Origin of the sequence: Rhizobium sp. WYJ-E13 (genome assembly GCF_018987265.1) — a bacterium.
In the GTDB taxonomy this organism is placed as follows: domain Bacteria; phylum Pseudomonadota; class Alphaproteobacteria; order Rhizobiales; family Rhizobiaceae; genus Rhizobium.
Map to the genome: position 1 here is coordinate 2905567 of NZ_CP076853.1, position 22035 is coordinate 2927601.

Below are 22035 nucleotides of genomic sequence, written 5' to 3' on the forward strand. Positions count from 1 at the left end.
AAATGCGCGGCCATCTGCTTCTGATCATCGTCACTCTGGCCGCGCTCTCCAATGCGGCCCTCTATAATGTGGCTCAGGCCGACACGCTGCCCATCAAGGGCAGCTACGGCAACAAGGATGGCTGCGCCTACGCCAAGAGCGGCGAAAGCACGGGCTCGGACAACTTCTTCCTGCTGACGTCAGAGAGCATCACGACGGCCGTCTCCTATTGCGAAATCAAGAAGGTCCTGAAGAGCGAAGGCAAGAACTTCACCGCAACGATCTCCTGCCATGCAGAAGGCGAAGAGAGCGGCGCCGACGACACAGCCCGGATCACCTCAGGACCGAAGGGCTATACGATCGGCCTCGCCTCGGATGCCGCAATCAAGTGGGGGCCGCTGCCGCTATGCAAATAGCCTCACGCCGGCACCAGCGCATCGAGCTCGGGCAGCAGGACGACACTTTCCTGCTCGTTCGGATCCGTGCGGGCAATGATCGCCGTGCAGGGTGTGCTGCTGAGGTTCGCCGGAAGATGCGGCACCCCGGCCGGAATGTAGAAAAGTTCGCCCGCGCGCAGGATCACATGGTTCTCCAGCTTGTCGCCGTACCAAGTATGCGCCTCGCCGGAGAGCATGTAGATTGCCGTTTCATGCGCCTCGTGCAGATGCGCCTTGGCGCGCACGCCGGGCGGGATCGTCAAAAGATGCATGCAGATGCCCGTCGCGCCGACCGTCTCGGCCGCGATGCCCTGAAAATAGCTCAGCCCCTGCTTGCCGTCATAGGTGTGGTCGGGACGAACAATGTGGCAGGTGGGCTTTGATTTCACGTCCATCCTTTTCCTCCAAGGACTGTGCTGCCGGAAAGACCGGCGACCATAATATCACGGAAAACTGCGCCCGCGCGGCGAAAACAAGACTGGTTTATTGATGCAAGCACCCTCCGTCGTATCCGCCAAGGATCTCTGTCTCACCTACCAGACGAATGACGGGCCGGTGCATGCGCTGAGCGATGTCAGTCTCGACATCCGCAAGGGAGAATTTGTCTCCTTCATCGGTCCCTCCGGCTGCGGCAAGACCACTTTCCTGCGCGTCATCGCTGATCTCGAGCACAAGACATCAGGCGATATCGCCATCAATGGCATGACGCCGGATGAAGCCCGCAAGGCCCGTGCCTATGGCTACGTCTTCCAGGCACCGGCCCTTTATCCCTGGCGCACGATCGAAAAGAACATCGCCCTGCCGCTGGAGATCATGGGTTATCCGAAGCCCGAGCAGAAGAAACGCATCGCGGAAGCACTCGACCTCGTCGAGCTCACGGGCTTCGACAAGAAGTTCCCCTGGCAGCTCTCCGGCGGCATGCAGCAGCGCGCCTCGATCGCCCGCGCCCTTGCCTTCGATGCCGACCTGCTCCTGATGGACGAACCCTTCGGCGCGCTTGACGAAATCGTCCGCGATCACCTCAACGCCGCCCTTCTGAAACTCTGGGCACGCACCAACAAGACGATCTGCTTCGTCACCCATTCCATTCCGGAAGCCGTCTACCTCTCCACCAAGATCGTCGTCATGTCGCCACGCCCAGGCCGTGTGACGGATGTGATCGACTCGACATTGCCGAACGAGCGCCCGCTCGACATTCGCGAGACACCGGAATTCCTGGAAATCGCCCACCGCGTTCGCGAGGGGCTGAGGGCGGGGCATAGTTATGAGCAGTAGGGCCTTGCGTTCGGTAGTTACCCCCCTCTGTCCTGCCGGACATCTCCCCCACAAGGGGGGAGATCGACAAGCCGCACGACCTTCGCACATTGCTGATCTCGTGCAATTTGCGACGCTGATTGCTTGGGGAAACCGGCGCCCCCAGCCAATCTCCCCCCTTGTGGGGGAGATGTCCGGCAGGACAGAGGGGGGTAGCCGCACACTCCTCACTTGGAGGAGCGCCGCATGAAACCCGACACCCTCAAGGACAAGATCGTCCCTGTCCTCACCATTCTACTGGTCCTGGTCGCCATCTGGTATGTCGCCGCGGTCATCCTGAACACGCCCTTCCAGCGTGACATGGATACCCGCAACAACATCACCTCGACGACGATAGAATTTATCGGCAGCACCCTCTCCCAGCCAAAGCCCGTCCTGCCGGCGCCGCATCAGGTGGCGCAGAACGTCTTCGAGAACACGTTTCTCAGAAAGCTCTCCAGCAATCGCAGCCTCGTCTACCACGCGGGCGTCACCCTCTCCTCAACCGTTCTCGGCTTTGCGTTCGGCACGTTGCTTGGCGTCGTCATTGCCGTCGGCATCATCCATATCAAGGCGCTTGACCGCAGCCTGATGCCCTGGATCATAGCCTCGCAGACCGTGCCAATCCTGGCGGTCGCACCCATGATCATCGTCGTTCTCGGTTCGATCAACATCACAGGCCTGATCCCGAAGGCCCTGATATCAACCTATCTCTCCTTCTTCCCGGTCGCTGTCGGCATGGTGAAAGGGTTACGTTCGCCGGAAGTCATGCATCTCGACCTGATGCGCACCTACAACGCCACGGCTGCACAAACCTTCTGGAAGCTGCGCGTGCCCGCTTCCATTCCCTTCCTCTTCACCTCTATGAAGGTGGCGATCGCCGCAAGCCTCGTCGGCACCATCGTCGGCGAGCTGCCGACCGGTGCCGTTGCCGGCATCGGCTCTAAACTGCTTGCCGGCTCCTATTACAGCCAGACGATCGATATCTGGGCCGCCCTTGTCGCCGGCTCCGTGCTGGCGGCCATTCTCGTCGCCATTGTCGGCCTCGCAGGCAAGATCGTCGATCGCGCGATGGGCGGGAGGCCGGCATGAGGCAGGTAACGATTTCCTGGCAGGGCCTAATCGCTCTCCTCTGCGCCTTCGGTGCGATGGCCTTGCTGCCGCTCTTTGCGGCGGGCGCAACCCATCCTCCATCTGCAGGCACTGTCGGGCTGACCTCCCTGCTTGCGATCGCTGCAGCGCTTGTGTCCTTTGCGCCTCTCCCAGTAACGCTCGTCGCAGCAGTCCTTTTTGTCGGCGCTCACGGGGGCGCATGGCTGCTGCTCGGCACGCTCACGGGCAATGAAGGTTTCGCCGCCCCCGCTTTCTTTCTGCTGCTCGCTGCCTGCTGGCTGCTCGCATGGCGTTGCGTGACGAAACTTTCCGAGATCCCGCCGACAGAACCGGCCAGCCAATGGCTGCTGCGCCTGCTCATTCCAGCGATCTTCGGAGCCTGGATCCTCATCATTTGGGAGGCGATCACACGTGGCGCCGGCATCCCGTTCGTCATCCTGCCGCCGCCAAGCGCGATCTGGGCGCGCATATCCGGCTCCCTGCCGATCCTCGGCGAAGATGTCAGGCAGACGATCTTTAAAGCGGTTCTGATCGGATACGCCATCGGTTGCCTTAGCGGCTTCGTGGTCGCCATCCTTGCTGACCGCGTCGCCTTCCTGCGCCGCGGCCTGCTGCCGATCGGCAATATGGTCTCTGCCCTGCCGATCATCGGGGTGGCGCCCATCATGGTCATGTGGTTCGGTTTCGACTGGCAGTCGAAGGCAGCGGTCGTCATCATCATGACCTTCTTCCCGATGCTGGTGAACACGGTCGCCGGCCTTGCCGCCTCCGGCAATATGGAGCGCGACCTGATGCGCACCTACGCATCGAACTACTGGCAGACGCTCGTAAAGCTCCGGCTTCCCGCCGCCATGCCCTTCATTTTCAATGCACTGAAGATCAACTCGACGCTGGCGCTGATTGGTGCCATCGTTGCGGAATTCTTCGGAACGCCGATCGTCGGCATGGGCTTCCGCATCTCCACCGAGATGGGCCGCATGAATGTCGACATGGTCTGGGCCGAGATCGCCGTCGCGGCGCTCGCTGGCTCCGTCTTCTATGGTGTCGTCGCCCTTGCCGAGAGGGCGGTGACGTTCTGGCATCCGTCTATCCGTGGTGGTTAGACGCGCCCCGGCTCCGCATAGGGGTCGGGGCATAACTTCAGAGGGAAAAAGAAAATGAAAAAGTTGATGGTTGCGATGATGGCGAGCGCGATGTCGCTTGCCGCAGCACACGCGATGGCCGCCGACAAGGTGACGCTGCAGCTAAAATGGGTCACCCAGTCGCAGTTCGCCGGTTATTACGTTGCCAAGGACAAGGGCTACTACGAAGAAGAAGGCCTCGATGTCGATATCAAGCCGGGCGGCCCGGATATTGCGCCTGAGCAGGTGATTGCCGGCGGCGGCGCCGATGTGATCGTCGACTGGATGGGCGGCGCGCTGGTTGCCCGCGAAAAGGGCGTTCCGCTCGTCAACATCGCCCAGCCCTACCAGAAGTCCGGCATGGAAATGATCTGCCGCAAGGATGGCCCGGTCAAAACCGAAGCCGACTTCAAGGGCCACACGCTCGGCGTCTGGTTCTTCGGCAACGAATACCCCTTCTTCGCCTGGATGAACAAGCTCGGCCTCAAGACCGACGGAGGCCCTGACGGCGTGACCGTGCTGAAGCAGAGCTTCGATGTGCAGCCGCTGCTGCAGAAACAGGCCGATTGCATCTCCGTCATGACCTATAACGAATACTGGCAGGCGATCGATGCCGGCCTGAAGCCGGAAGACCTTGTTGTCTTCAACTATACCGCCATGGGCAACGACCTCCTGGAAGACGGCCTCTATGCAATGGAAGACAAGCTGAAGGATCCGGCCTTCAAGGAAAAGATGGTCAAGTTCGTCCGCGCTTCCATGAAGGGCTGGAAATATGCCATGGAAAATCCCGACGATGCAGCCGGGATCGTCGTCGACGCCGGCGGCCAGGACGAAAACCACCAGAAGCGGATGATGGGCGAAGTTGCCAAGCTGATCGGTGACGGCACCGGCAAGCTCGACACCACGCTCTATGACCGCACGGCCAAGGCCCTGCTCGACCAGAAGATCATCAACAAGGAACCGGCGGGCGCCTGGACTCACGACATCACCGACGCTGCCGCCAAGTAACAGAAATATCGATGCCCAAATGCAACGCGCGCGGGAAATTCTCCCGCGCGTTTCTATTTTTTGCACTCAATGAAAAAAAATCGCCTTGCAACTGTCGCATTTATCAGGCGTCAAACGTCAAAGCATATGAGAGCCGATCAATCATCGTCATGTTCACATAACCCTTAGGTGATTGATGGGCATCGCAATAGTGATTAATGGTATCTCATGGGGAATTATTTTCTGCCGGGCTTGCGCGTGGAGCAAATCGATACCACGTACTAGCCGGATTTGGCGGATTGGGACCATAAGTTCCGACCGATGGGATGCGGGTAAATACCTCTGAGATTTGGAAGACGGCATTCGCCCGACCGCGAGCCTGTTTGAGAACGCGCGAGTTCGGCCGATCCCGTCGAGAGATTGGACGACGACGCATGGCACTCAAGCCGCACGCATTACGACGCGCCTCCACTTCCCCTGCCGCCGCTTTTGCGGTCTCGGCTCTTCTTGCGGCCGCTTTTGCGGCCTCGGCTGTATTTGCCGAGGAACCCCAGGTCACGCATGCGCAGACCCAGGCTTCCCAGAACCTGCCGGCAATCGTCGTCACCACGGCGCTGAACCGCACCCTCGTCGACCGTGTCATCGGCACGGGAACCGTCAAGCCCGTCGAGGAAGTCTATATCCAGCCGCAGGTTGAAGGCCTCTCCATTCGCACCCTGAAGGCCGATGTCGGCGACAAGGTTCAGGCCGAAAGCACGCTGGCGACGCTGAACGATGACGCTCTGGTGCTGACCAAGAGCCAGATGATGGCGACGAAAGCCAAGGGCGAGGCAAGCCTCGCCCAGCTGCGCGCCCAGCTCATCGAAGCACAAGCCAATGCCGAACAGGCAAGGCAGCAGCAGGCCCGCGCCCAGGAAATGGGTAAGAAGGGCACGGTTTCGACCGCACAGGTCGAACAGGCCGATGCGACCGCCGCTGCCGCCAACGCGCGCGTCGCTTCCGCCGAGCAGGCGATCGAAGTCGCCGAAGCCGATCTCAAGGTCTTTGACAGCCAGATTGCCGATGCGGATCTGAAGCTCGCCCGAACCGACGTGAAGACGCCGGTCGCTGGCACGATCTCGGCGAAGAACGCCAAGGTCGGCGCCATTGCCGCCGGCAACGGCGATCCGCTATTCACGCTTATCCGCGACGGCGATATCGAGCTTGTCGCCGAAGTCGCCGAAAGCGACATTGTCAGGATCACGGCCGGCCAGAAGGCGACGATCTCGCTTTCCGGCAGCCGCGAGAAGCTTTCCGGCGCAGTGCGCCTGGTGTCGCCGACCGTCGATCCGGTCACCCGCCTCGGTCTCGTCCATATCTCCATCGACGACGACAGCAAGGCGCGTTCCGGCATGTATGGCAGCGCCGAGATCATCGTCCGCGAGACCGAGGGCGTATCGCTTCCGCTGACGGCGGTGCTCACCGGCAGCGAAGGCTCCTCTGCCCGCAGGGTCGAGAATGGCGTGGTGAAATTCGCTAAGATCGAAACCGGCATCCAGGACGGGGCCTATGTCGAAATCACAAGTGGATTGAAGACCGGCGACGAAGTCGTGGCCAAGGCGGGCGCCTATGTCCGCGACGGCGACCACATCACTCCGGTGCGCGAACAGCCTTCGGCTTCCAACTAAAGAGACCATCCGATGAATTTTTCAGCCTGGTCCATTCGAAATCCGGTCGCGCCGCTCCTGGCCTTCTGCCTGTTGATATTCATCGGCATGCAGTCCTTCAACAAGCTGCCGATCACGCGCTTCCCGAACATCGACGTGCCGCTCGTTTCAATTAGCGTGACGCAGAGCGGCGCTTCGCCGGCCGAACTCGAAATGCAGGTGACGAAGGAGATCGAAGACGCGATCGCCTCCATCACCGGTATCGACGAAATCCAGTCGACAGTAACCGACGGCAGCTCGCAGACCAACGTCATGTTCCGGATGGAAGTGCCGACGGAACAGGCCGTTCAGGACGTCAAGGACGCGATCGACCGCATCCGCAGCGATCTGCCGGCAACCGCCGAGACACCGATCGTCACCAAGGTCGACGTCGAAGGCCAGGCGATCCAGACTTTCGCGGTTTCCTCACCGGATATGTCGCTGGAAGAACTCTCCTGGTTCGTCGACGATACGATCAAGCGTGCGCTGCAGGGCCAGGCCGGCATCGGCCGCGTCGACCGTTACGGCGGCGCCGAGCGTGAAGTCCGCATCGAGCTCACCCCCGACAAGCTCAATGCTCACGGCATTACCGCCGCAAGCGTAAACCAGCAGCTGCGTGGCACCAACGTCGATCTAGGCTCCGGCCGCGGCCAGGTGGCGGGCAGCGAGCAGGCGATCCGCGTTCTTGGTGACGCCCGCAACGTCGCCGAGCTCGCCGACACGACGATTGCGCTCCCGAGCGGCCGTTTCGTCAAACTGTCCGATCTCGGCGTTATCAAGGACACCTACGAGGAGCCGAAATCCTTCTCGCGCTTTAACGATACGCCGGTCGTCACCTTCGGCGTCTTCCGCTCGAAGGGGGCCAGCGAAGTCAGCGTCGCCGAAACCGTAGCGCAGAGCCTCGACAAGGTGCGGAGCGAAAACCCGAATGTGAAGATCGAGATGATCGACGATTCGGTCTATTTCACCTACGGCAACTACGAAGCCGCCATTCATACGCTGCTCGAAGGCGCGCTGCTCGCCGTCGTCGTCGTCCTGCTGTTCCTCCGCAACTGGCGGGCAACCCTGATTTCCGCCATCGCCCTTCCGCTCTCCGCGATCCCGACCTTCTGGGTTATGGACATGATGGGCTTCTCGTTGAACCTCGTCAGCTTCCTCGCCTTGACACTCGCGACGGGTATTCTTGTCGACGACGCCATCGTGGAAATCGAAAACATCGCTCGCCACATCAAGATGGGCAAGACGCCCTATCGAGCGGCGATCGAGGCGGCAGACGAAATCGGTCTTGCCGTCATTGCCACGACCTTCACGATCATCGCCGTCTTCGTGCCCGTTTCCTTCATGCCGGGCATTCCAGGCCAATATTTCATTCAGTTCGGCCTGACCGTCGCCTTCTCCGTCTTCTTCTCGCTGATGGTCGCGCGCCTCATCACCCCGATGATGGCCGCTTATCTGATGCGTGCCGAAGACGCGATGGAAGACCATCACGACAATGATGGCTTGCTGATGAAGGGCTATACGCGTCTTGTCAGCGGCACGACCCGCAAGTGGTATTGGCGTTATACGACTCTGATCGTAGCCTTTCTCTTGACGGTTGGGTCAGTCATCTCGCTGTTCATGTTCGTGCCCGGCAGCTTCCTGCCGCCGGAAGACGCCTCACGCATCGTTCTCTCGGTCGAACTGCCGCCGAACGCGCGGCTCGACGACACCGAGAAGACGACCAATGCGATCTACGACAGGGTCAAGGATATCAACGGCGTCGAAAGCGTCTTCGTTCTCGGCGGCGCATCGCCGAAGGGCGAGCTCGAACTGCGCCGCGCGACCATCACGCTCGCACTCGACAAGCTCGACCAGTCGCTGGTCAAGAAGGTGGTCAACGACGTGATCGGCCATATTCCGGTCATCGGCCCGAAACTGCCGAAGGTGGAAGTCCATGGCCGTGAGCGCCCGCAATGGAATATCGAGAAGGAAGTCTTCGCCAAACTGCGCGACATTCCCGACGTTCATATCCTGAAGCTCAACGACCGCGGCGAACGCGACCTTTCCTTCAACTTCCTCTCCAAGAACGAGCAGGACCTGAACGATGCGGTCGGCATTCTGGAATCCAAGCTCCGCGCCGATCCGCTGCTTGCCAATGTCAGCGCCGACGGCGCCCTGCCCCGTCCGGAATTGCAGGTTCGTCCGCGCAAGGACGAGGCTGCCCGCCTCGGCATCACGCCGCAGCAGATCTCCGAGACGATCCGCGTCGCCACCATCGGCGATGTCGATGCGGCTCTTGCCAAGATCTCGCTCGACGATCGCCAGATCCCGATCCGGGTCCAGGCCTCGCTCGACATGCGCCGCGATCTCTCGGCCATTAGGGCGTTGAAGATCCAGACCGCCAGCGGCGGCACCGTTCCGCTCGCAACCGTGGCCGATATCGACTATTCGGAAGGCGTAAGCTCGATCAAGCGCAACAATCGCTATCGCGTGGTCTCGATCGGCTCCGATCTGCCTCAGGGTGTCGCGCTCGACACGGCCTCGGCCCGTTTCCGCCAGATCGTCAACGAGGCCAAGATCCCAGCCACGGTGCATCTCGCCGAAAGCGGCGATACCAAGGTGCAGACGGAGATGCAGCAGAGCTTCGTCAACGCCATGCTGATGGGCCTTCTCCTGGTGCTGACGGTGCTGATCCTGCTCTTCAAGGACGTGATCCAGCCCTTCACCATCCTGTTCTCGCTGCCGCTCGCCATCGGCGGCGTCGCGGCAGGCCTGATCGTCACCAGCAATCCGCTGTCCATGCCGGTCATGATCGGCATCCTGATGCTGATGGGTATCGTCACCAAGAATGCCATCCTGCTCGTGGATTTCGCGATCGAGATGCGCCACCAGGGCATGGCTCGTGTCGAGGCCATGGTCGAAGCCGGCCGCAAGCGCGCCCGCCCGATCATCATGACCTCGATCGCCATGTCGGCCGGCATGCTGCCCTCCGCGCTCGGCGTTGGTGAAGGCGGCTCGTTCCGCGCGCCGATGGCGATCGCCGTGATCGGCGGTATCATCGTCTCGACGGTGCTCTCGCTCGTTGTCGTACCGTCCTTCTTCCTGATCATGGACGACCTTTCCCGCCTGCTCGGCTGGATCTTCGGCCGTCTCGTCGGCAGAAAGGACAACGAGGACCTGCCGTTGTCACGCGAAGACCTCACCCGCCTCGCCCGCGAGAACAGCAGCGATATCGATGCGCTGGAAGAGCGTCTGACTGCGATCGAGAAGCCCGAAAGCAAGCGCAAAATCGGCAACGACACGAACGTGCTGCGGCTGCCGCCATTCGCGGCCGAGTAACCAGGACATCACAAGAGAAGAGGCCGGGCATCGACCCGGCCTTTTTTGTTTTCCGGACTTATCGCAGCCTTGGCTTCGCGGTGCTGTCTCTCACGACCAGTTCGAGATCGAGGGCCTCATGGTCTGCCGGCAGCGCATTTTCGAGGATCGCCGTCACTGCGCGCCGGGCGATTTCGGCAAAAGGCTGGGCGACCGTGGTCAGGCGCGGCAGCGAGGTCGCCGCCTCGGGCACGCCATCAAAGCCGATGATGGAGACATCTTCGGGCACCTTCAGCCCCTGTTCGGCCAGCCATTGCATGGCAAACAGCGCAACCTTGTCCGACATCGCCAGAATGGCCGTCGGCGGATTGTCGGAGGAGAAGAGGGCTTCCATTGCCGTCAGCGTGCTCGGCCTGTCATGCAGTGTTCCTTGGATCGGGACGGCTTCACGTGGGATGCCGTATTCTGCCATCGCCTGCCAGTAGCCGTGCATGCGGTCGCGTGGCGTGGCCTCCATTTCGGGGTTCACACGCTCCGGCGCCACCAGGCCGACAAGGCCATCGACATCGCCGATCGACAGAATCGCGATGTCACGGTGCCCGAGTTCCAGCAGATGCCGCGCAGCCACCGCCCCGCCCGAGACATTGTCGATCCCGATTGCCGGAATGGTCTCGTCCTCGATGCCGAGCGCAAGCGCGATGAACGGCAGCTGACGCTGCCGGGTGAGCTCCACCAGCCTCTCCCCGCCTTCCACGCACAGCAGGATGAAGCCGTCGACAAGCGCGCTGTTGATGTTCCAGGCAAGCCGCTCCTCGTTCATTGCCGATACGACAGCAATACCGGTGCCGCTTGCATCACAGACCTCGCCGATCGCGGTCATCAGGGAGCGTGCCCAGGGATCGTCGAAAAAATAGGCGAGCGGCTCGACGGCGGCGACGCCGATCGCGTTCACCCGCCCTGCCCTGAGCAGCCTGCCCTTGATATCAGGCCCGCCGTAACCGAGTTCGCGGGCGACATTGAGCACCCGTTCCCGCACTTCCTCCCGGACCACGTCCGGACGGCTGAAGACATTCGATGCCGTACCCTGCGATACGCCTGCCGCCTTGGCGACATCAGCCAACCTCACATGCCCTTTGCCCAAAGCTACTCCTTGCAGGTACGAATTTGGCGCACTCTAGCAAAAGATTGTATCGGTTCAAAATAAACTTGACATCGCCAAGGATTGGGAAGAGGATTGAATCGGTTCAACAACTCCACTGAGGTTTTGAATCGATTCAATATTGAGGAGACAGAGCGATGCTCCCGATCAGTTCGCTATTCAAGGATCTCTATGAAGACCGCTGGGGTATCCCGCGCAACAGGCAGCTTGCCGAGGAGGCCGAACGCGGCAAGCGTCTGTTGGTGCTCCTGCTCTTTATCCGCCGGTTCACCTGCAACCGTAAGGATCCGGACGCCTGGTCCTTTACCATCCCGATCGATCGCCGGCTTCGATGAGAGGCTCACCTGCAGCGTTTGACCAAAATCAATCCCTCCGCGCTCCACTTCCCCTATTCTGGCATCATCAAGGGGATATTGGCGGCATCAACCGCTGCCGGAGGCCGGAACATGAACAGAATGCTGATGCCGAGCAGCCGCGACCGCGTGCTGCTTTCCAGAGCCGGAATATTTGCAGAACTGGACAGCACGGAGACCGAGGCGCTGCGCGCCTGCTCCACCGTGATCTCTTCCGTTCCGCACGACATTCTCTTTCAGGAAGGCGAACCTGGCGTTTATTTCTACATCGTGCTGGAGGGCTACGTCCGGCTCTTTCGTTTGAACGGAGAGGGTCGCGAGGCAGACATCCGCATCTGCGAGCCGGGCGACAGCTTCGCCGAATGTCTGATCCAGGCAGGCGGCGTCTATCGTTATGGCGCCCAGTCGATGGACAACACGGTGCTTGCCCGCTTCCACATCGGCAAGGTACGAGCCCTCTTGGCGGAACACCCACAGATCGGCACCGCAATCATGCGCAGCCTGTCGCTGCATCTGCTGTCGACGATGGAATGCCTTGCCAATGACCGGATGCAGACGGCACCGCAGCGCGTGGCGCACTACCTTCTCTCGCATTGCGTGGAGGAAGGACCGGCAACGGCATCGCTGCGGCTGCCCTTCCCGAAGAACCTGCTCGCGCGCAAGCTCGGCCTGGCGCCGGAGGCATTATCCCGTGCCTTCTCGACGCTCAAATCGGCAGGCGTTACCGTGCGCGGCCGCTTCATCGCCATCAGCGACGTTAATACGCTCAGGCAGATATGAAACTAGGAGACCAGGTCCCAGAAGCCATACTTCTTGTCGTGTCGGCGTTTCAGTTCCGCGAGATAAGCTTCGTGGGTGCCGGCGCTGCTGAAATCAGTGATGTGTGGGGAGAGAGACACGCATTCCGCGAGATGTCGCGCCGCATGCTTGTAGCGGCTGGATCGCCCGCTATCGAGCGTAAAGTCGATCATTGAACGCAAAACGAGTGTGGCCGCGAGCGGATGTTTCTCGGCCAGCGCTTCGGCAGCCGGTGTCATCAGTTCGTAAAAGTCACCATCGAGTTCTGCCTTCCGCTTGACGACAAGCTTTGCCGCCTCTGCTAGCGCCGGCCAACCCAGGAAAAAAGTCAGCGCCCGGTGCACGTCCGGGAAAGCATGGACATAGACGAACGCCTTTTCCTCGGCCTCGATATCATCGAAGTCTGGCAATCGCTTCAGGAATGCGCGCAGATGCACGTCGTTCAGCGACTGCTCGAACGACTTCCATCGATCGGCCTGAGCCTCGTCCGCGCGTCCCAAGGCGTCGAGCGTCTCGGCGCGGGCGAGTTGCCACTCGACGGGAATTTCAGTTCGGCCTCCGGTATCGACTCCGTCCAGCATCTGAAGTGCTTCGTGAGCGCGCCCTGAGAAAAGCAGACGGCCGGCGATATCTGCAGCCACCAAGGGGAACCTGCGAGTCTTTTCGGGCTGCTGGGCGATATATGCATCGACATCGCCCTGAGCGTCCGCGATCTCCTGCAGAGCGATACGCACCGTCAGCTCACGCTGATTCCCATAGACTTCGTCCTCGTAGATCGGACCCTTGGCGCTCCAGCCGATGACCCGGCGGTCGTCGGCTGCGGGCTTTGTCTGAGGCTCTTTCGACCACTGCACGAACAAGGTTTTCAGATATTCAAGGCCATCGTTGCCGAGCGCTGCAACCATAGCCGTGATCAGCTCGTCATACTGGCCGTATGCGTTACCTTGAACGGCTGCGAAGATCTTGTCGGCGAGGGTCTCGGCATCGACACCCGCCGCCCTGGCGATAACACCGGCATCTGTGCAAGCTTGATGAAAACTCTCCATGAGCGAGCCGCTGCCGTCGTCGGATCGCTCGAAGATCGAATCGGCGAGCGCCAGAAATTGCCAGATCAGCTCAAAGCCTTCTTTCGGATCGTCCACGGCAACGATATCGACAATCGCCTTGCGCTGCGTTTCGAGATCCGCCTTGAGCTTCTTTACCTTGTGCCAGTCTATGAAGGTACGGGCGCGAGCGATACTTGCGAGCCGCTTGCGTATTTCACGCGCCATTTCGGCGCTGCTTGCGTTGCCGGCGAGCTCCATGCGAAGCCGTTGCTTGTGAGCGGCGCTGCCGGTGCTGATTTCGATCAGCAGCTCGGCAAGTCGCTGCGCACCGAGCGCTTCCAGGTTCTTCGCATTGAGGGTCGTCTTCGCCGCCATCGCTCTTCGTTCTCTGATTTGTGCGAACGTTACCCTGCAAGGCGTGTCAGTCCAAGATCGGGCGCCGGATAATCCAAAGCCCTTCCTGATCGGATTGAAACATTCCGTCCGTCCGAACGGCGTCGGGTGGTCGACCATCCGGCGCGCCGTTGCCGGGCTCACATCTAGAGACCGCCCTGCACCCGCAGGAAGTCGACGATCGAACTGATGCCGTCGCCGCGCTTCATGTCGGAAAAGACAAAGGGGCGGGTCGCCCGCATGCGCGTCGCATCTCGGTCCATCACCTCGAGGTCAGCACCGACATAGGGCGCCAGATCCGTCTTGTTGATGACGAGAAGGTCCGATCGGGTGATGCCCGGCCCGCCCTTGCGCGGAATTTCCTCGCCCTGGCAGACGGAAATCACATAGATGGTGATATCGGCGAGATCGGGCGAGAAGGTCGCAGCCAGGTTGTCACCGCCGGACTCGATGAAGACGACATCAAGATCCGGGATGCGCTCGTTGAGATTGGCGATCGCCTGCAGGTTGATCGTCGCATCCTCGCGTATGGCAGTATGCGGGCAGCCGCCGGTCTCCACACCGACAATGCGTTCGGACGGCAGCGCCTGCATGCGCACCAGCGCCTCTGCGTCCTCGGTCGTGTAAATGTCGTTGGTCACGACAGCGACGGAATAGTCGTCACGCATCGCCTTGCAGAGCTTTTCGGTCAGCGCCGTCTTGCCCGAGCCGACCGGCCCGCCGATACCAACCCGCAGGGGTCCGTTTCTTGATTTCATGTGTCTTACTCCAATCGAAGTCAGATGATAGCGAAGCGCTGCTTTCCCGCCACCGTCAAATGACGCAGCTGCGCGGATAATTTCACCTCACGAGCGGAACAGCCGTGTCTGCTGCGTCTCGTGACGAAGGCCCGCAATATCGGCCTGAACCGTCGCCGAACCCAAATCGTCGAGGCTGGAGCGGGCTGCACGCGCGGCAATGTTTATTACATGCTCCTCCAGTCCGGCGAGGATGGCAACGCCGTCCTTCTGCCCCGCAACACCGAGCCGGATACCGGCGGAAACGGCCTGGGAGAGATAGGCATGCAGAAAGGCGGCAAGTGCCTTGTCCAGCTGAATGCCATGCGCACCCGTTACCGCGCCGATGGCGACTGGATAGGCTGCTCTTTTCGGCAACCGACCGAAGACATCGTCCGGCCAGGCTTTTGCAGCGGCAAGGAAAGCTTCCCCGAGGAAGATCGTTTCCTGATGTCGTTCGCGCGAGCCGGCAAGGGCAGCGGCAAGTTCGGCAAGCCCAGCAAGGTGGGCCGCGTCGCTATGGCTGCGATGACCTTCGGCAAGGAGCACCGCATCGTTCCATACGGAGCCATTGCCGGTCAGCGTCTCCAGCCAATGCCGCAGCATGCCGGCATCTTTGACGAGACCGTCGGCCACGGCCCGCTCAAGACCGCCCGAATAGGCGAATGAACCAACGGGAAAAGCCGGAGAAAGCCATGCCGTCAGACGCAGCAGAGCCTGCAGCTCGCGATCCTCACCCATCAGGTTTCAGTCGTGCTTGTGATGATGGCCGTGGTCGTGTCCATGCTCGTGGTCATGGTCGTGATGATCGTGCCCATGCTCATGGCTGTGCCCGTGATCATGGTGGTCGTGGTCATGATTGTCATGCCCGTGCGAATGCCCGCCATGCGAATGATAGGCGCCGCGTGCCGGCTGGAAGGGCTCGTTGATCTCGAGCACCATCGCGCCCAGTCCCTGCAGCATGCTGCGAATGACGTGGTCGCGCAGGATCAGGATGCGATCCTCCTCGATCTGCGCAGAAAGATGGCGGTTGCCGAGATGCCAGGCGAGTTCGATCAGATGCGCGCGGTCGCGGCCGCGCACTTCGAACAGCTTTTCATCGGCAGCAAGGATTTCGATCAGCTCGCCATCCTCGCGCACCAGCATGTCGCCATTGGCAAAAAGCACCGGCTCCTTGAGATCGAGCATCACCATCTCGCCGTTCTCCAGATGCAGGAGCTTGCGGCGCAGGTGCCGCAGATCATGCGGCAGCTTGACCTGCGCGGTCGGGTGAGAGGAAGGGGTGCCGGCGGGAACATAAGAGGTGACGCGCTGCATGACATATCCGTTAAACTGGGACCTAGACCATGCAAAATAGCCCTTCGCGATGCAAGCACCAATGCACGTTTCGTAAACGCCCCTTCGGAAAAGGTCCTAAATTCCGGATGCCTGCAGCAGGCTCATCTCATTGGGTCCAATACCCTGCACGCCAAGCCCATTTTCGACAAGGCCATGCCAGGCATGATTCAGCCCTTCCCGCTCATGAACGACGCGATTGCGGCCGAGCGCCTTGGCGAGATAGAGCGCCTTGTCGGCAGAGGCATAGACCGCCTCCTTGTCGCGTCCCTCATGGAGATCGGCAATGCCGCCCGATATCGTGATGGCAACCTCATGCCCGTCCGCCAGAATCGGCCGCGCGGCAACCTGTGCCCTCACCCCTTCGATGCGCGCCACCCGTTCCGCCGGCGTCCCGCCCTGAACGACGACACCGAACTCCTCACCACCGAGCCGCGCTACGACCGACGCGCCATCAAAAGCCGCGGAAAGCATGGCTGAGACGGCAGTGATGACAGCATCTCCGCAGCCATGGCCGAAACGATCGTTGATCGCCTTGAAACGATCGACGTCGAAAATGGCGAGACAGGCATCCCCTTCCACCTTCTCCAAAGCATCGGTGAAAGCGCGTCGGTTCAACAGCCCGGACAGCGTATCGGTGCGGCTGAGCTTTTCGAACTTGGCACGCGAAACGGTCAGGTCATGAATGGCGAAGCCTGCAACGAGCGACAGCACGCCCGACACCATTCCACCGATCAGCCAGGAAAGGAGGATGGCGAAGACCATGGCATGCCCAAGAGTGATCGGCAGCATTCCCATTAAGTCGAGCGGAGGCAGCGTTATCAGGATGATGAAGCCGGACAGGATAACCGCCAGAAAACTCATCTTCAGCGCAAAAGTATAAACGGTTCTGCGATGCTCGAAACTGCCTAGCTCAGCCTGAAGCGATATCCAATTTTCCATGAGAATCGACCTTCCTGCTCAGCGTTTCCTGGGCATTGATAGGGGCGCAATTGCTGCGGGGGTCTTAATCCAATCGCTAAAATTCGAGTGATTTCAGGGGATTCAGTCAATCTGTTTTTTCTAGCAGGAGGTGCAACTTTTCGGGACAGGAATTATCATTATGAGAAATAAACATAAGACACTGATTCTAAAGTAACTTTATAGAGTATAATCGAGGCCTGTTTCAGAATGATCTATGGCTGAAAAACCACAGTCTATCTCCTGATTTTCACAACCCTCTGGAGAGTGATGTTCAGATTTCACTTTAAGGGCCGCAACGCGGCGAAGCGCGTCAAAAAGACAAGGGCCAAAACGGAAAATAACGCGGCGTCATCAGCAGCGCCAAAGTTGTGGGACCACGATTGTACTTCAATTAAAGAGGAGAAGTGAAAGCGCCAAAGTTTGCGGCAGCGGGTTCCAGAAACCGCTTCGCAAGCCGCCTTTGCACAGGGCAGCCGCAGTCTAGAGCAGATCCTGCGATCGATGAATCGATTGTGAGGTGACGCGGCGCAGCGAAGCTGATTCAACATCCACAACGAAGAGGTGGATGATGGCACGAGCACTGAGCGACGATCTTCGATTACGCGTATTGAAAGCGTCTGCGGCTGGCATGTCAGCGCGGCAGGCGGCTGTCCGGTTCGGGGTTGGGATTTCGACGGCAATCCGGTGGATCGCGAGAGCGAAAGACGGCGAGCCGACCCCCCGGCCGCAAGGTTGGAGACGACCGTCGGCTCTCGACGCACACGCGGCTTTCGTTGTCGAGATGATCGACGATCGCAAGGACGTGACGCTGGATGAAATGGTCGAGCGTCTGTGCGTTGAGCGGCAGGTCGGCATCAGCCGGAGTGCGCTCGGTGCTTGGCTGCGAAGCCGCGGGTGGACGTTTAAAAAAAGTCCGCACATGCATTGGAGCAGGATCGACCAGATGTCTTGAAGCGGCGGCGAGCCTGGTTTGATGGCCAGCTCGATCTCGATCCAGAAAAGCTGATCTTTATAGACGAGACCGGTCTGTCGACCAAAATGGCGCGCCTGCGCGGACGCGCAATGCGAGGCGAGCGTTGTCGAGCAGGTGTGCCGCATGGCCATTGGAAGACTACGACTTTCACTGGAGCGTTGCGCCTCAGCGGAATGACCGCCCCCTTCGTCTACGATGGCGCGATGAACGGCAACGTCTTCCTTGCTTATGTCGAACAGGTGCTGCTGCCCACCCTGAAAATCGGCGACGTGGTTATTATGGATAACCTGCCTGCGCACAAAACAGCCGGCGTCCGCGATGCCATCGAGCGCGCCGGCGCCAAACTCATGTTCCTGCCGCCCTACAGTCCTGACTTCAATCCCATTGAGAACGCATTCTCCAAATTGAAAGCCATGTTGCGGGCTCGGGCGGAGCGAAAGATCGACGCTTTGTGGGATGCGGTGGGCGCCTTGATGCCTCGCTTCACGACGGCAGAATGCGCCAACTACTTCAAGGCCGCGGGATATGACCCAGATTAAACAGGATCTGCTCTATGTGTTTGCCTCCGGCAACATCGACATGCATAACCGATCTGTCGATCGTCAACGCGCGAAACACCGGCATCGGCTTCAGGTCAGCCGAGGTCGGCGTCTCCAGATAGAAGGAATGACCGCCCCATCCGAAAATCAGTCATTGGGCGGCAGGATCGCTCAGCGGAATGCCCGCATCTTCAAGAAAGGAAAACGACGCCCGGAGCCGATCATCGAGCGGGATCGCAATATCCGTATGGATCGGGCCGGAAAGCAGCAGAATGCGTTGCGAGGGTGTCATACCAGAGGCTTCGGCTGCGACGAGCAGCGGCCTTGGAATGAAGGTGCCACCCGCCGCCAATAGCAGAAGCAGCGCGGTTGCCCGTATCAGCCATCGCGCTGCCAGCTTTAAACCACCCACAGATGAAACGGCCTCAAAACAGGAAGTAACGCTGCGCCATCGGCAACACCGTTGCCGGTTCGCAGGTCAGCAACTCGCCATTTGCCCGCACCTCGTAGGTTTCCGGATCGACCTCGATATCAGGGGTGAGATCATTGTGGATCATCGACGCCTTGGAAATGCCGCCACGGGTGTTCTTGACGGCAACGAGATCCTTGGCGACACCGAGACGACCCTTGATGCCGGCATCGAGCGAAGCCTGCGAGACGAAGGTGACCGAGGAATTCGTCAGGCTCTTGCCGAAGGAGGCAAACATCGGCCGGTAATGCACCGGCTGCGGCGTCGGAATCGAAGCGTTCGGATCGCCCATCGGAGCCGCCGCGATGGAGCCGCCGAGCAGCACCATATCCGGCTTCACGCCGAAGAAGGCCGGGTTCCATAGGACGAGGTCGGCACGCTTGCCGACTTCGATGGAGCCGATCTCGTGCGACAGGCCATGCGCGATCGCCGGGTTGATCGTGTATTTGGCAACATAGCGGCGGACGCGGAAATTGTCGTTGTCGCCCTTTTCTTCCTTCAGGCTGCCGCGCTGGCGCTTCATCTTGTCGGCCGTCTGCCAGGTGCGGATCAGCACTTCGCCGACACGGCCCATGGCCTGGCTGTCCGACGAGATGATCGAGAAGGCGCCGATATCATGCAGGATGTCTTCGGCCGCGATCGTCTCCTTGCGGATACGGCTTTCGGCAAAGGCAATGTCTTCGGGGATCGACGACGACAGGTGATGGCAGACCATCAACATGTCCAGATGTTCGGCGATGGTGTTGACCGTATAGGGCCGCGTCGGATTGGTAGATGACGGAATGACGTTCGGCTGGCCGCAGATCTTGATGATGTCGGGTGCGTGACCGCCACCCGCACCTTCCGTGTGGAAGGCATGGATGGTGCGGCCCTTGATGGCGCCGATCGTATCTTCCACGAAGCCGCTCTCGTTCAGCGTATCCGTGTGGATCATCACCTGCACGTCATAGTCGTCGGCAACCGACAGGCAGCAGTCGATGGCGCCTGGTGTCGTGCCCCAGTCCTCGTGCAGCTTCAGCGAGGTGGCGCCAGCCAGCACCATTTCCTGCAGCGCGCCCGGCAGCGACGCATTGCCCTTGCCGGCAAAGGCAAGATTCATCGGGAAGGCATCGGCAGCCTCGATCATGCGCGCAATGTGCCAGGGGCCGGGCGTGCAGGTCGTCGCCAGCGTGCCGTGTGCCGGCCCTGTGCCGCCGCCGAGCATGCAGGTCACGCCGCTCATCAGCGCCTCCTCGATCTGCTGCGGGGCGATGAAATGGATATGGCTGTCCATGCCGCCAGCCGTGAGGATCTTGCCTTCTCCGGCGATCGCTTCCGTACCGGGACCGACGATGATATTGACGCCGGGCTGCATATCCGGATTGCCCGCCTTGCCAATCGCCGCGATACGACCGTCCTTCAGGCCGATATCGGCTTTGTAGATGCCGGTGTGGTCGACGATGACGGCATTGGTGATAACGGTATCGACCGCCCCACCTGCCCGCGTCACCTGGCTCTGGCCCATACCGTCACGGATGACCTTCCCGCCGCCGAACTTCACCTCCTCGCCATAGGTGGTGAAATCCTTTTCGATCTCGATGAAAAGCTCCGTATCGGCAAGGCGGACCTTGTCGCCGGTGGTCGGACCAAACATGCGGGCATAAGCCGCGCGGGAGATCTTGTAGGGCATCTATCAGGCTCCTTGGGAGGAAGAGACGAGCGGTTTTCCGGCAAGCCGCCTGAGGCGGCCGGCTGCAATATAGGAATCGACGAGCTGCTTCTCGGCGGCAAAGGGATGCCATTCCCAGCCCACATGGCCGAAGCCTGCGAGTGTCACCTCGTCGTCGGGAAATCTGTCGAGCACTTCGCCAATCACGATCATGCCGCTGCTCGGCACGACATAAGGCGCTGGCGAGAAAGCAGAAAGCGCCTGATCGACGGCGTCATGAATCTCTTTGTCAACGACCCAATGCTGCTTGCCAGCTTGCATGCAGAAGTCACTGAATTGGCTGGTGTAATCGTCGCAGAAATCATCGAGTTCGGGATGAGAAACGGCAAGCGGCGCGCGCATCGCCTCGAATTTTGCGGGATCGCGCACACTCCAGATTTCGGAGGCTTCGACAACACCGGGATGGGTGCGCCAGCTTTCGGAGCCGAGCATGGTCTTGGCGGGACGGCCGGTATTGCACACGGCGACCACATCGGTATGCGTGCCGCCAGCATCATAGGAGCGGCACTCGTTGAAGCGGATGACAAAGTCGGCGGCATCGATGATCTCCGCCGCTCCTTCTCCGACTTCGCCGTTGCCCACGATCATGATTGTCCTGCCCACTTAATTGCCCATTCCTTCGGCGAGCGCCTTAAGCTCTTTGGTTCTCAGATCCGTCATATCGGCAAGGCAACCTGCCACCAGCATTGGCTCCATCGTGCCGCCGCGTGCCTGGAAGCCGTAGTTTTCGCACTGGGCGTCGCGATAGGTGATCCAGGCGCGCTGCGCCTTGAGCAGCGCCTGCTCGGCGCCCTTCATGTCGGCATCGAGATCCTTGTCGATCGCCACCATGGCAGCACGGGTCTTCTTGTATTGGGCATTGAGCCCCTTGTCGGCCTCTTCATAGCGCGCCTGCGCGCAGCTCGTCATGTCGGATTGTGTCTGCGCATTGTCGCAGTCTACGTCCTCGGCATGGGCGGCACCAGCGGCAAGCAGCATAAGCGCTCCACCGATGAGCCCTATCTTCATGCGCATGAATGTCCTCCCGTCATTTTCTTTTGATTAGAGCCGGCCCATGACGAGCTGGCGGAAGCCATAGACTTCGCGTTTGCCGGACAGCGGAATGAGCGTCACCGAGCGGGTCTGGCCAGGCTCGAAGCGCACCGCCGTACCCGAGGGAATATCGAGCCGCATGCCGTGGGCCTTGTCGCGATCGAAGGACAGGCCGGCATTGGTCTCGGCAAAATGATAGTGGCTGCCGACCTGTACGGGACGGTCGCCGGTATTGGAGACCTCGAGCGTCACAGTCGGCGCGCCGGCATTGAGCTCGATCTCGCCGCCTACAGCAATGATTTCGCCAGGGATCATCTGTTTCTCCTTAAGCCGCCTTGGGCGCGCAGCCCTCGGCCTTCAGAACACGTTTCGTGGAGGCCGGATTGTTCGCAAGTTTTGCCGCAGGCCGGATCGGCCTGACAACGAGATTGCCACCGCAATTCGGGCACTCACCCTTGAGGATATTGTCAACGCAATCCGCACAGAACGTGCATTCGAATGTGCAGATCATAGCTTCCGCGCTGTGAGGCGGCAGATCCTTGTCGCAGCATTCGCAATTGGGTCGAAGCTCCAGCATGG

At 60.4% G+C, this 22035-nt stretch carries 22 protein-coding genes and 1 pseudogene; 10 read left to right on the forward strand and 13 right to left on the reverse strand.

Going from position 1 to position 22035, the window contains the following annotated elements; genetic code table 11:
* Nucleotides 1–2: 2 nt before the first annotated feature.
* Nucleotides 3–395, forward strand: coding sequence for a hypothetical protein (locus KQ933_RS14665; protein ID WP_216755565.1), 393 nt, complete (start codon nt 3–5; stop codon nt 393–395).
* A gap of 2 nt (nt 396–397) precedes the next feature.
* On the opposite strand, the gene KQ933_RS14670 is transcribed toward KQ933_RS14665, so the two are convergent.
* On the reverse strand, nt 398–811 hold the full coding sequence (locus KQ933_RS14670; RefSeq protein WP_216755566.1) for a cupin domain-containing protein: 414 nt from the start codon (nt 809–811) through the stop codon (nt 398–400).
* A gap of 94 nt (nt 812–905) precedes the next feature.
* Between KQ933_RS14670 and KQ933_RS14675 the strand changes: the two genes are divergently transcribed.
* The 6 genes from KQ933_RS14675 to KQ933_RS14700 all read left to right on the forward strand — a co-directional run bounded on the left by KQ933_RS14675 (nt 906) and on the right by KQ933_RS14700 (nt 9933).
* Entirely contained in the window at nt 906–1691 is a 786-nt protein-coding gene (locus tag KQ933_RS14675; RefSeq protein WP_216755567.1) for an ABC transporter ATP-binding protein, read from the forward strand.
* A gap of 225 nt (nt 1692–1916) precedes the next feature.
* Nucleotides 1917–2801, forward strand: coding sequence for an ABC transporter permease (locus tag KQ933_RS14680; protein WP_216755568.1), 885 nt, complete (start codon nt 1917–1919; stop codon nt 2799–2801).
* Nucleotides 2798–3925 carry an ABC transporter permease gene (locus KQ933_RS14685; RefSeq protein ID WP_216755569.1) on the forward strand — a complete coding sequence of 376 codons (1128 nt, stop codon included), beginning with the start codon at nt 2798–2800 and terminating at the stop codon, nt 3923–3925. Before KQ933_RS14680 ends, KQ933_RS14685 begins: the two co-directional genes overlap by 4 nt.
* 54 nt (nt 3926–3979) lie before the next feature.
* Nucleotides 3980–4951: an ABC transporter substrate-binding protein gene (locus KQ933_RS14690; RefSeq protein WP_216755570.1), complete on the forward strand. Its 972-nt coding sequence runs from the start codon at nt 3980–3982 to the stop codon at nt 4949–4951.
* A gap of 413 nt (nt 4952–5364) precedes the next feature.
* Nucleotides 5365–6597, forward strand: a complete 1233-nt coding sequence (locus tag KQ933_RS14695; RefSeq protein WP_216755571.1) for an efflux RND transporter periplasmic adaptor subunit — start codon at nt 5365–5367, stop codon at nt 6595–6597.
* 12 nt (nt 6598–6609) lie between these two features.
* Entirely contained in the window at nt 6610–9933 is a 3324-nt protein-coding gene (locus tag KQ933_RS14700; protein ID WP_216755572.1) for an efflux RND transporter permease subunit, read from the forward strand.
* A gap of 58 nt (nt 9934–9991) precedes the next feature.
* Here the strand turns inward: KQ933_RS14700 and KQ933_RS14705 are convergent, their stop codons facing one another.
* Nucleotides 9992–11053, reverse strand: coding sequence for a LacI family DNA-binding transcriptional regulator (locus tag KQ933_RS14705; protein WP_216755573.1), 1062 nt, complete (start codon nt 11051–11053; stop codon nt 9992–9994).
* A gap of 155 nt (nt 11054–11208) precedes the next feature.
* Between KQ933_RS14705 and KQ933_RS14710 the strand changes: the two genes are divergently transcribed.
* A complete protein-coding gene (locus KQ933_RS14710; protein WP_216755574.1) occupies nt 11209–11406 on the forward strand; it encodes a hypothetical protein in 198 nt (65 codons plus the stop codon).
* Between the two features lie 111 nt (nt 11407–11517).
* Complete coding sequence (locus KQ933_RS14715; protein ID WP_216755575.1) at nt 11518–12204, forward strand: Crp/Fnr family transcriptional regulator; 687 nt, start codon at nt 11518–11520, stop codon at nt 12202–12204.
* A 2-nt stretch (nt 12205–12206) separates the two neighbouring features.
* On the opposite strand, the gene KQ933_RS14720 is transcribed toward KQ933_RS14715, so the two are convergent.
* The 5 genes from KQ933_RS14720 to KQ933_RS14740 form a co-directional block, all read right to left on the reverse strand.
* A complete protein-coding gene (locus KQ933_RS14720) occupies nt 12207–13643 on the reverse strand; it encodes a DUF6880 family protein (RefSeq protein WP_216755576.1) in 1437 nt (478 codons plus the stop codon).
* A gap of 164 nt (nt 13644–13807) precedes the next feature.
* Nucleotides 13808–14419, reverse strand: coding sequence for an urease accessory protein UreG (gene ureG / locus KQ933_RS14725; RefSeq protein WP_216755577.1), 612 nt, complete (start codon nt 14417–14419; stop codon nt 13808–13810).
* Between the two features lie 87 nt (nt 14420–14506).
* Nucleotides 14507–15178 carry an urease accessory protein UreF gene (locus tag KQ933_RS14730; RefSeq protein WP_216755578.1) on the reverse strand — a complete coding sequence of 224 codons (672 nt, stop codon included), beginning with the start codon at nt 15176–15178 and terminating at the stop codon, nt 14507–14509.
* Between the two features lie 6 nt (nt 15179–15184).
* Nucleotides 15185–15754 (reverse strand): urease accessory protein UreE, encoded by a 570-nt coding sequence (gene ureE / locus KQ933_RS14735; RefSeq protein ID WP_216755579.1) that lies wholly within the window; start codon nt 15752–15754, stop codon nt 15185–15187.
* 96 nt (nt 15755–15850) lie between these two features.
* On the reverse strand, nt 15851–16714 hold the full coding sequence (locus KQ933_RS14740; protein WP_216755580.1) for a GGDEF domain-containing protein: 864 nt from the start codon (nt 16712–16714) through the stop codon (nt 15851–15853).
* A gap of 589 nt (nt 16715–17303) precedes the next feature.
* On the opposite strand from KQ933_RS14740, the gene KQ933_RS14745 reads away from it, so the two are divergent.
* Nucleotides 17304–18247, forward strand: a protein-coding gene (locus tag KQ933_RS14745; RefSeq protein WP_216755581.1) for an IS630 family transposase whose coding sequence is annotated in 2 segments (ribosomal slippage) — nt 17304–17640 and nt 17640–18247 — 945 coding nt in all. Because the reading frame shifts where the segments join, the coding sequence is not laid out codon by codon here.
* Between the two features lie 25 nt (nt 18248–18272).
* On the opposite strand, the pseudogene KQ933_RS14750 reads toward KQ933_RS14745, so the two are convergent.
* The 6 genes and pseudogenes from KQ933_RS14750 to KQ933_RS14775 form a co-directional block, all read right to left on the reverse strand.
* Nucleotides 18273–18659, reverse strand: a pseudogene (locus tag KQ933_RS14750) (DUF2459 domain-containing protein); the annotation flags it as partial.
* A 13-nt stretch (nt 18660–18672) separates the two neighbouring features.
* A complete protein-coding gene (gene ureC, locus KQ933_RS14755; RefSeq protein ID WP_216755582.1) occupies nt 18673–20385 on the reverse strand; it encodes an urease subunit alpha in 1713 nt (570 codons plus the stop codon).
* Nucleotides 20386–20388: 3 nt separating this feature from the next.
* Nucleotides 20389–21012, reverse strand: coding sequence for a Urease operon accessory protein (locus tag KQ933_RS14760; protein ID WP_216755583.1), 624 nt, complete (start codon nt 21010–21012; stop codon nt 20389–20391).
* A 15-nt stretch (nt 21013–21027) separates the two neighbouring features.
* Nucleotides 21028–21438 (reverse strand): lysozyme inhibitor LprI family protein, encoded by a 411-nt coding sequence (locus tag KQ933_RS14765; RefSeq protein ID WP_216755584.1) that lies wholly within the window; start codon nt 21436–21438, stop codon nt 21028–21030.
* Nucleotides 21439–21465: 27 nt separating this feature from the next.
* Nucleotides 21466–21771, reverse strand: coding sequence for an urease subunit beta (locus KQ933_RS14770; protein ID WP_216755585.1), 306 nt, complete (start codon nt 21769–21771; stop codon nt 21466–21468).
* Between the two features lie 10 nt (nt 21772–21781).
* Nucleotides 21782–22033 (reverse strand): DUF1272 domain-containing protein, encoded by a 252-nt coding sequence (locus tag KQ933_RS14775; protein WP_216755586.1) that lies wholly within the window; start codon nt 22031–22033, stop codon nt 21782–21784.
* Nucleotides 22034–22035: the final 2 nt, after the last annotated feature.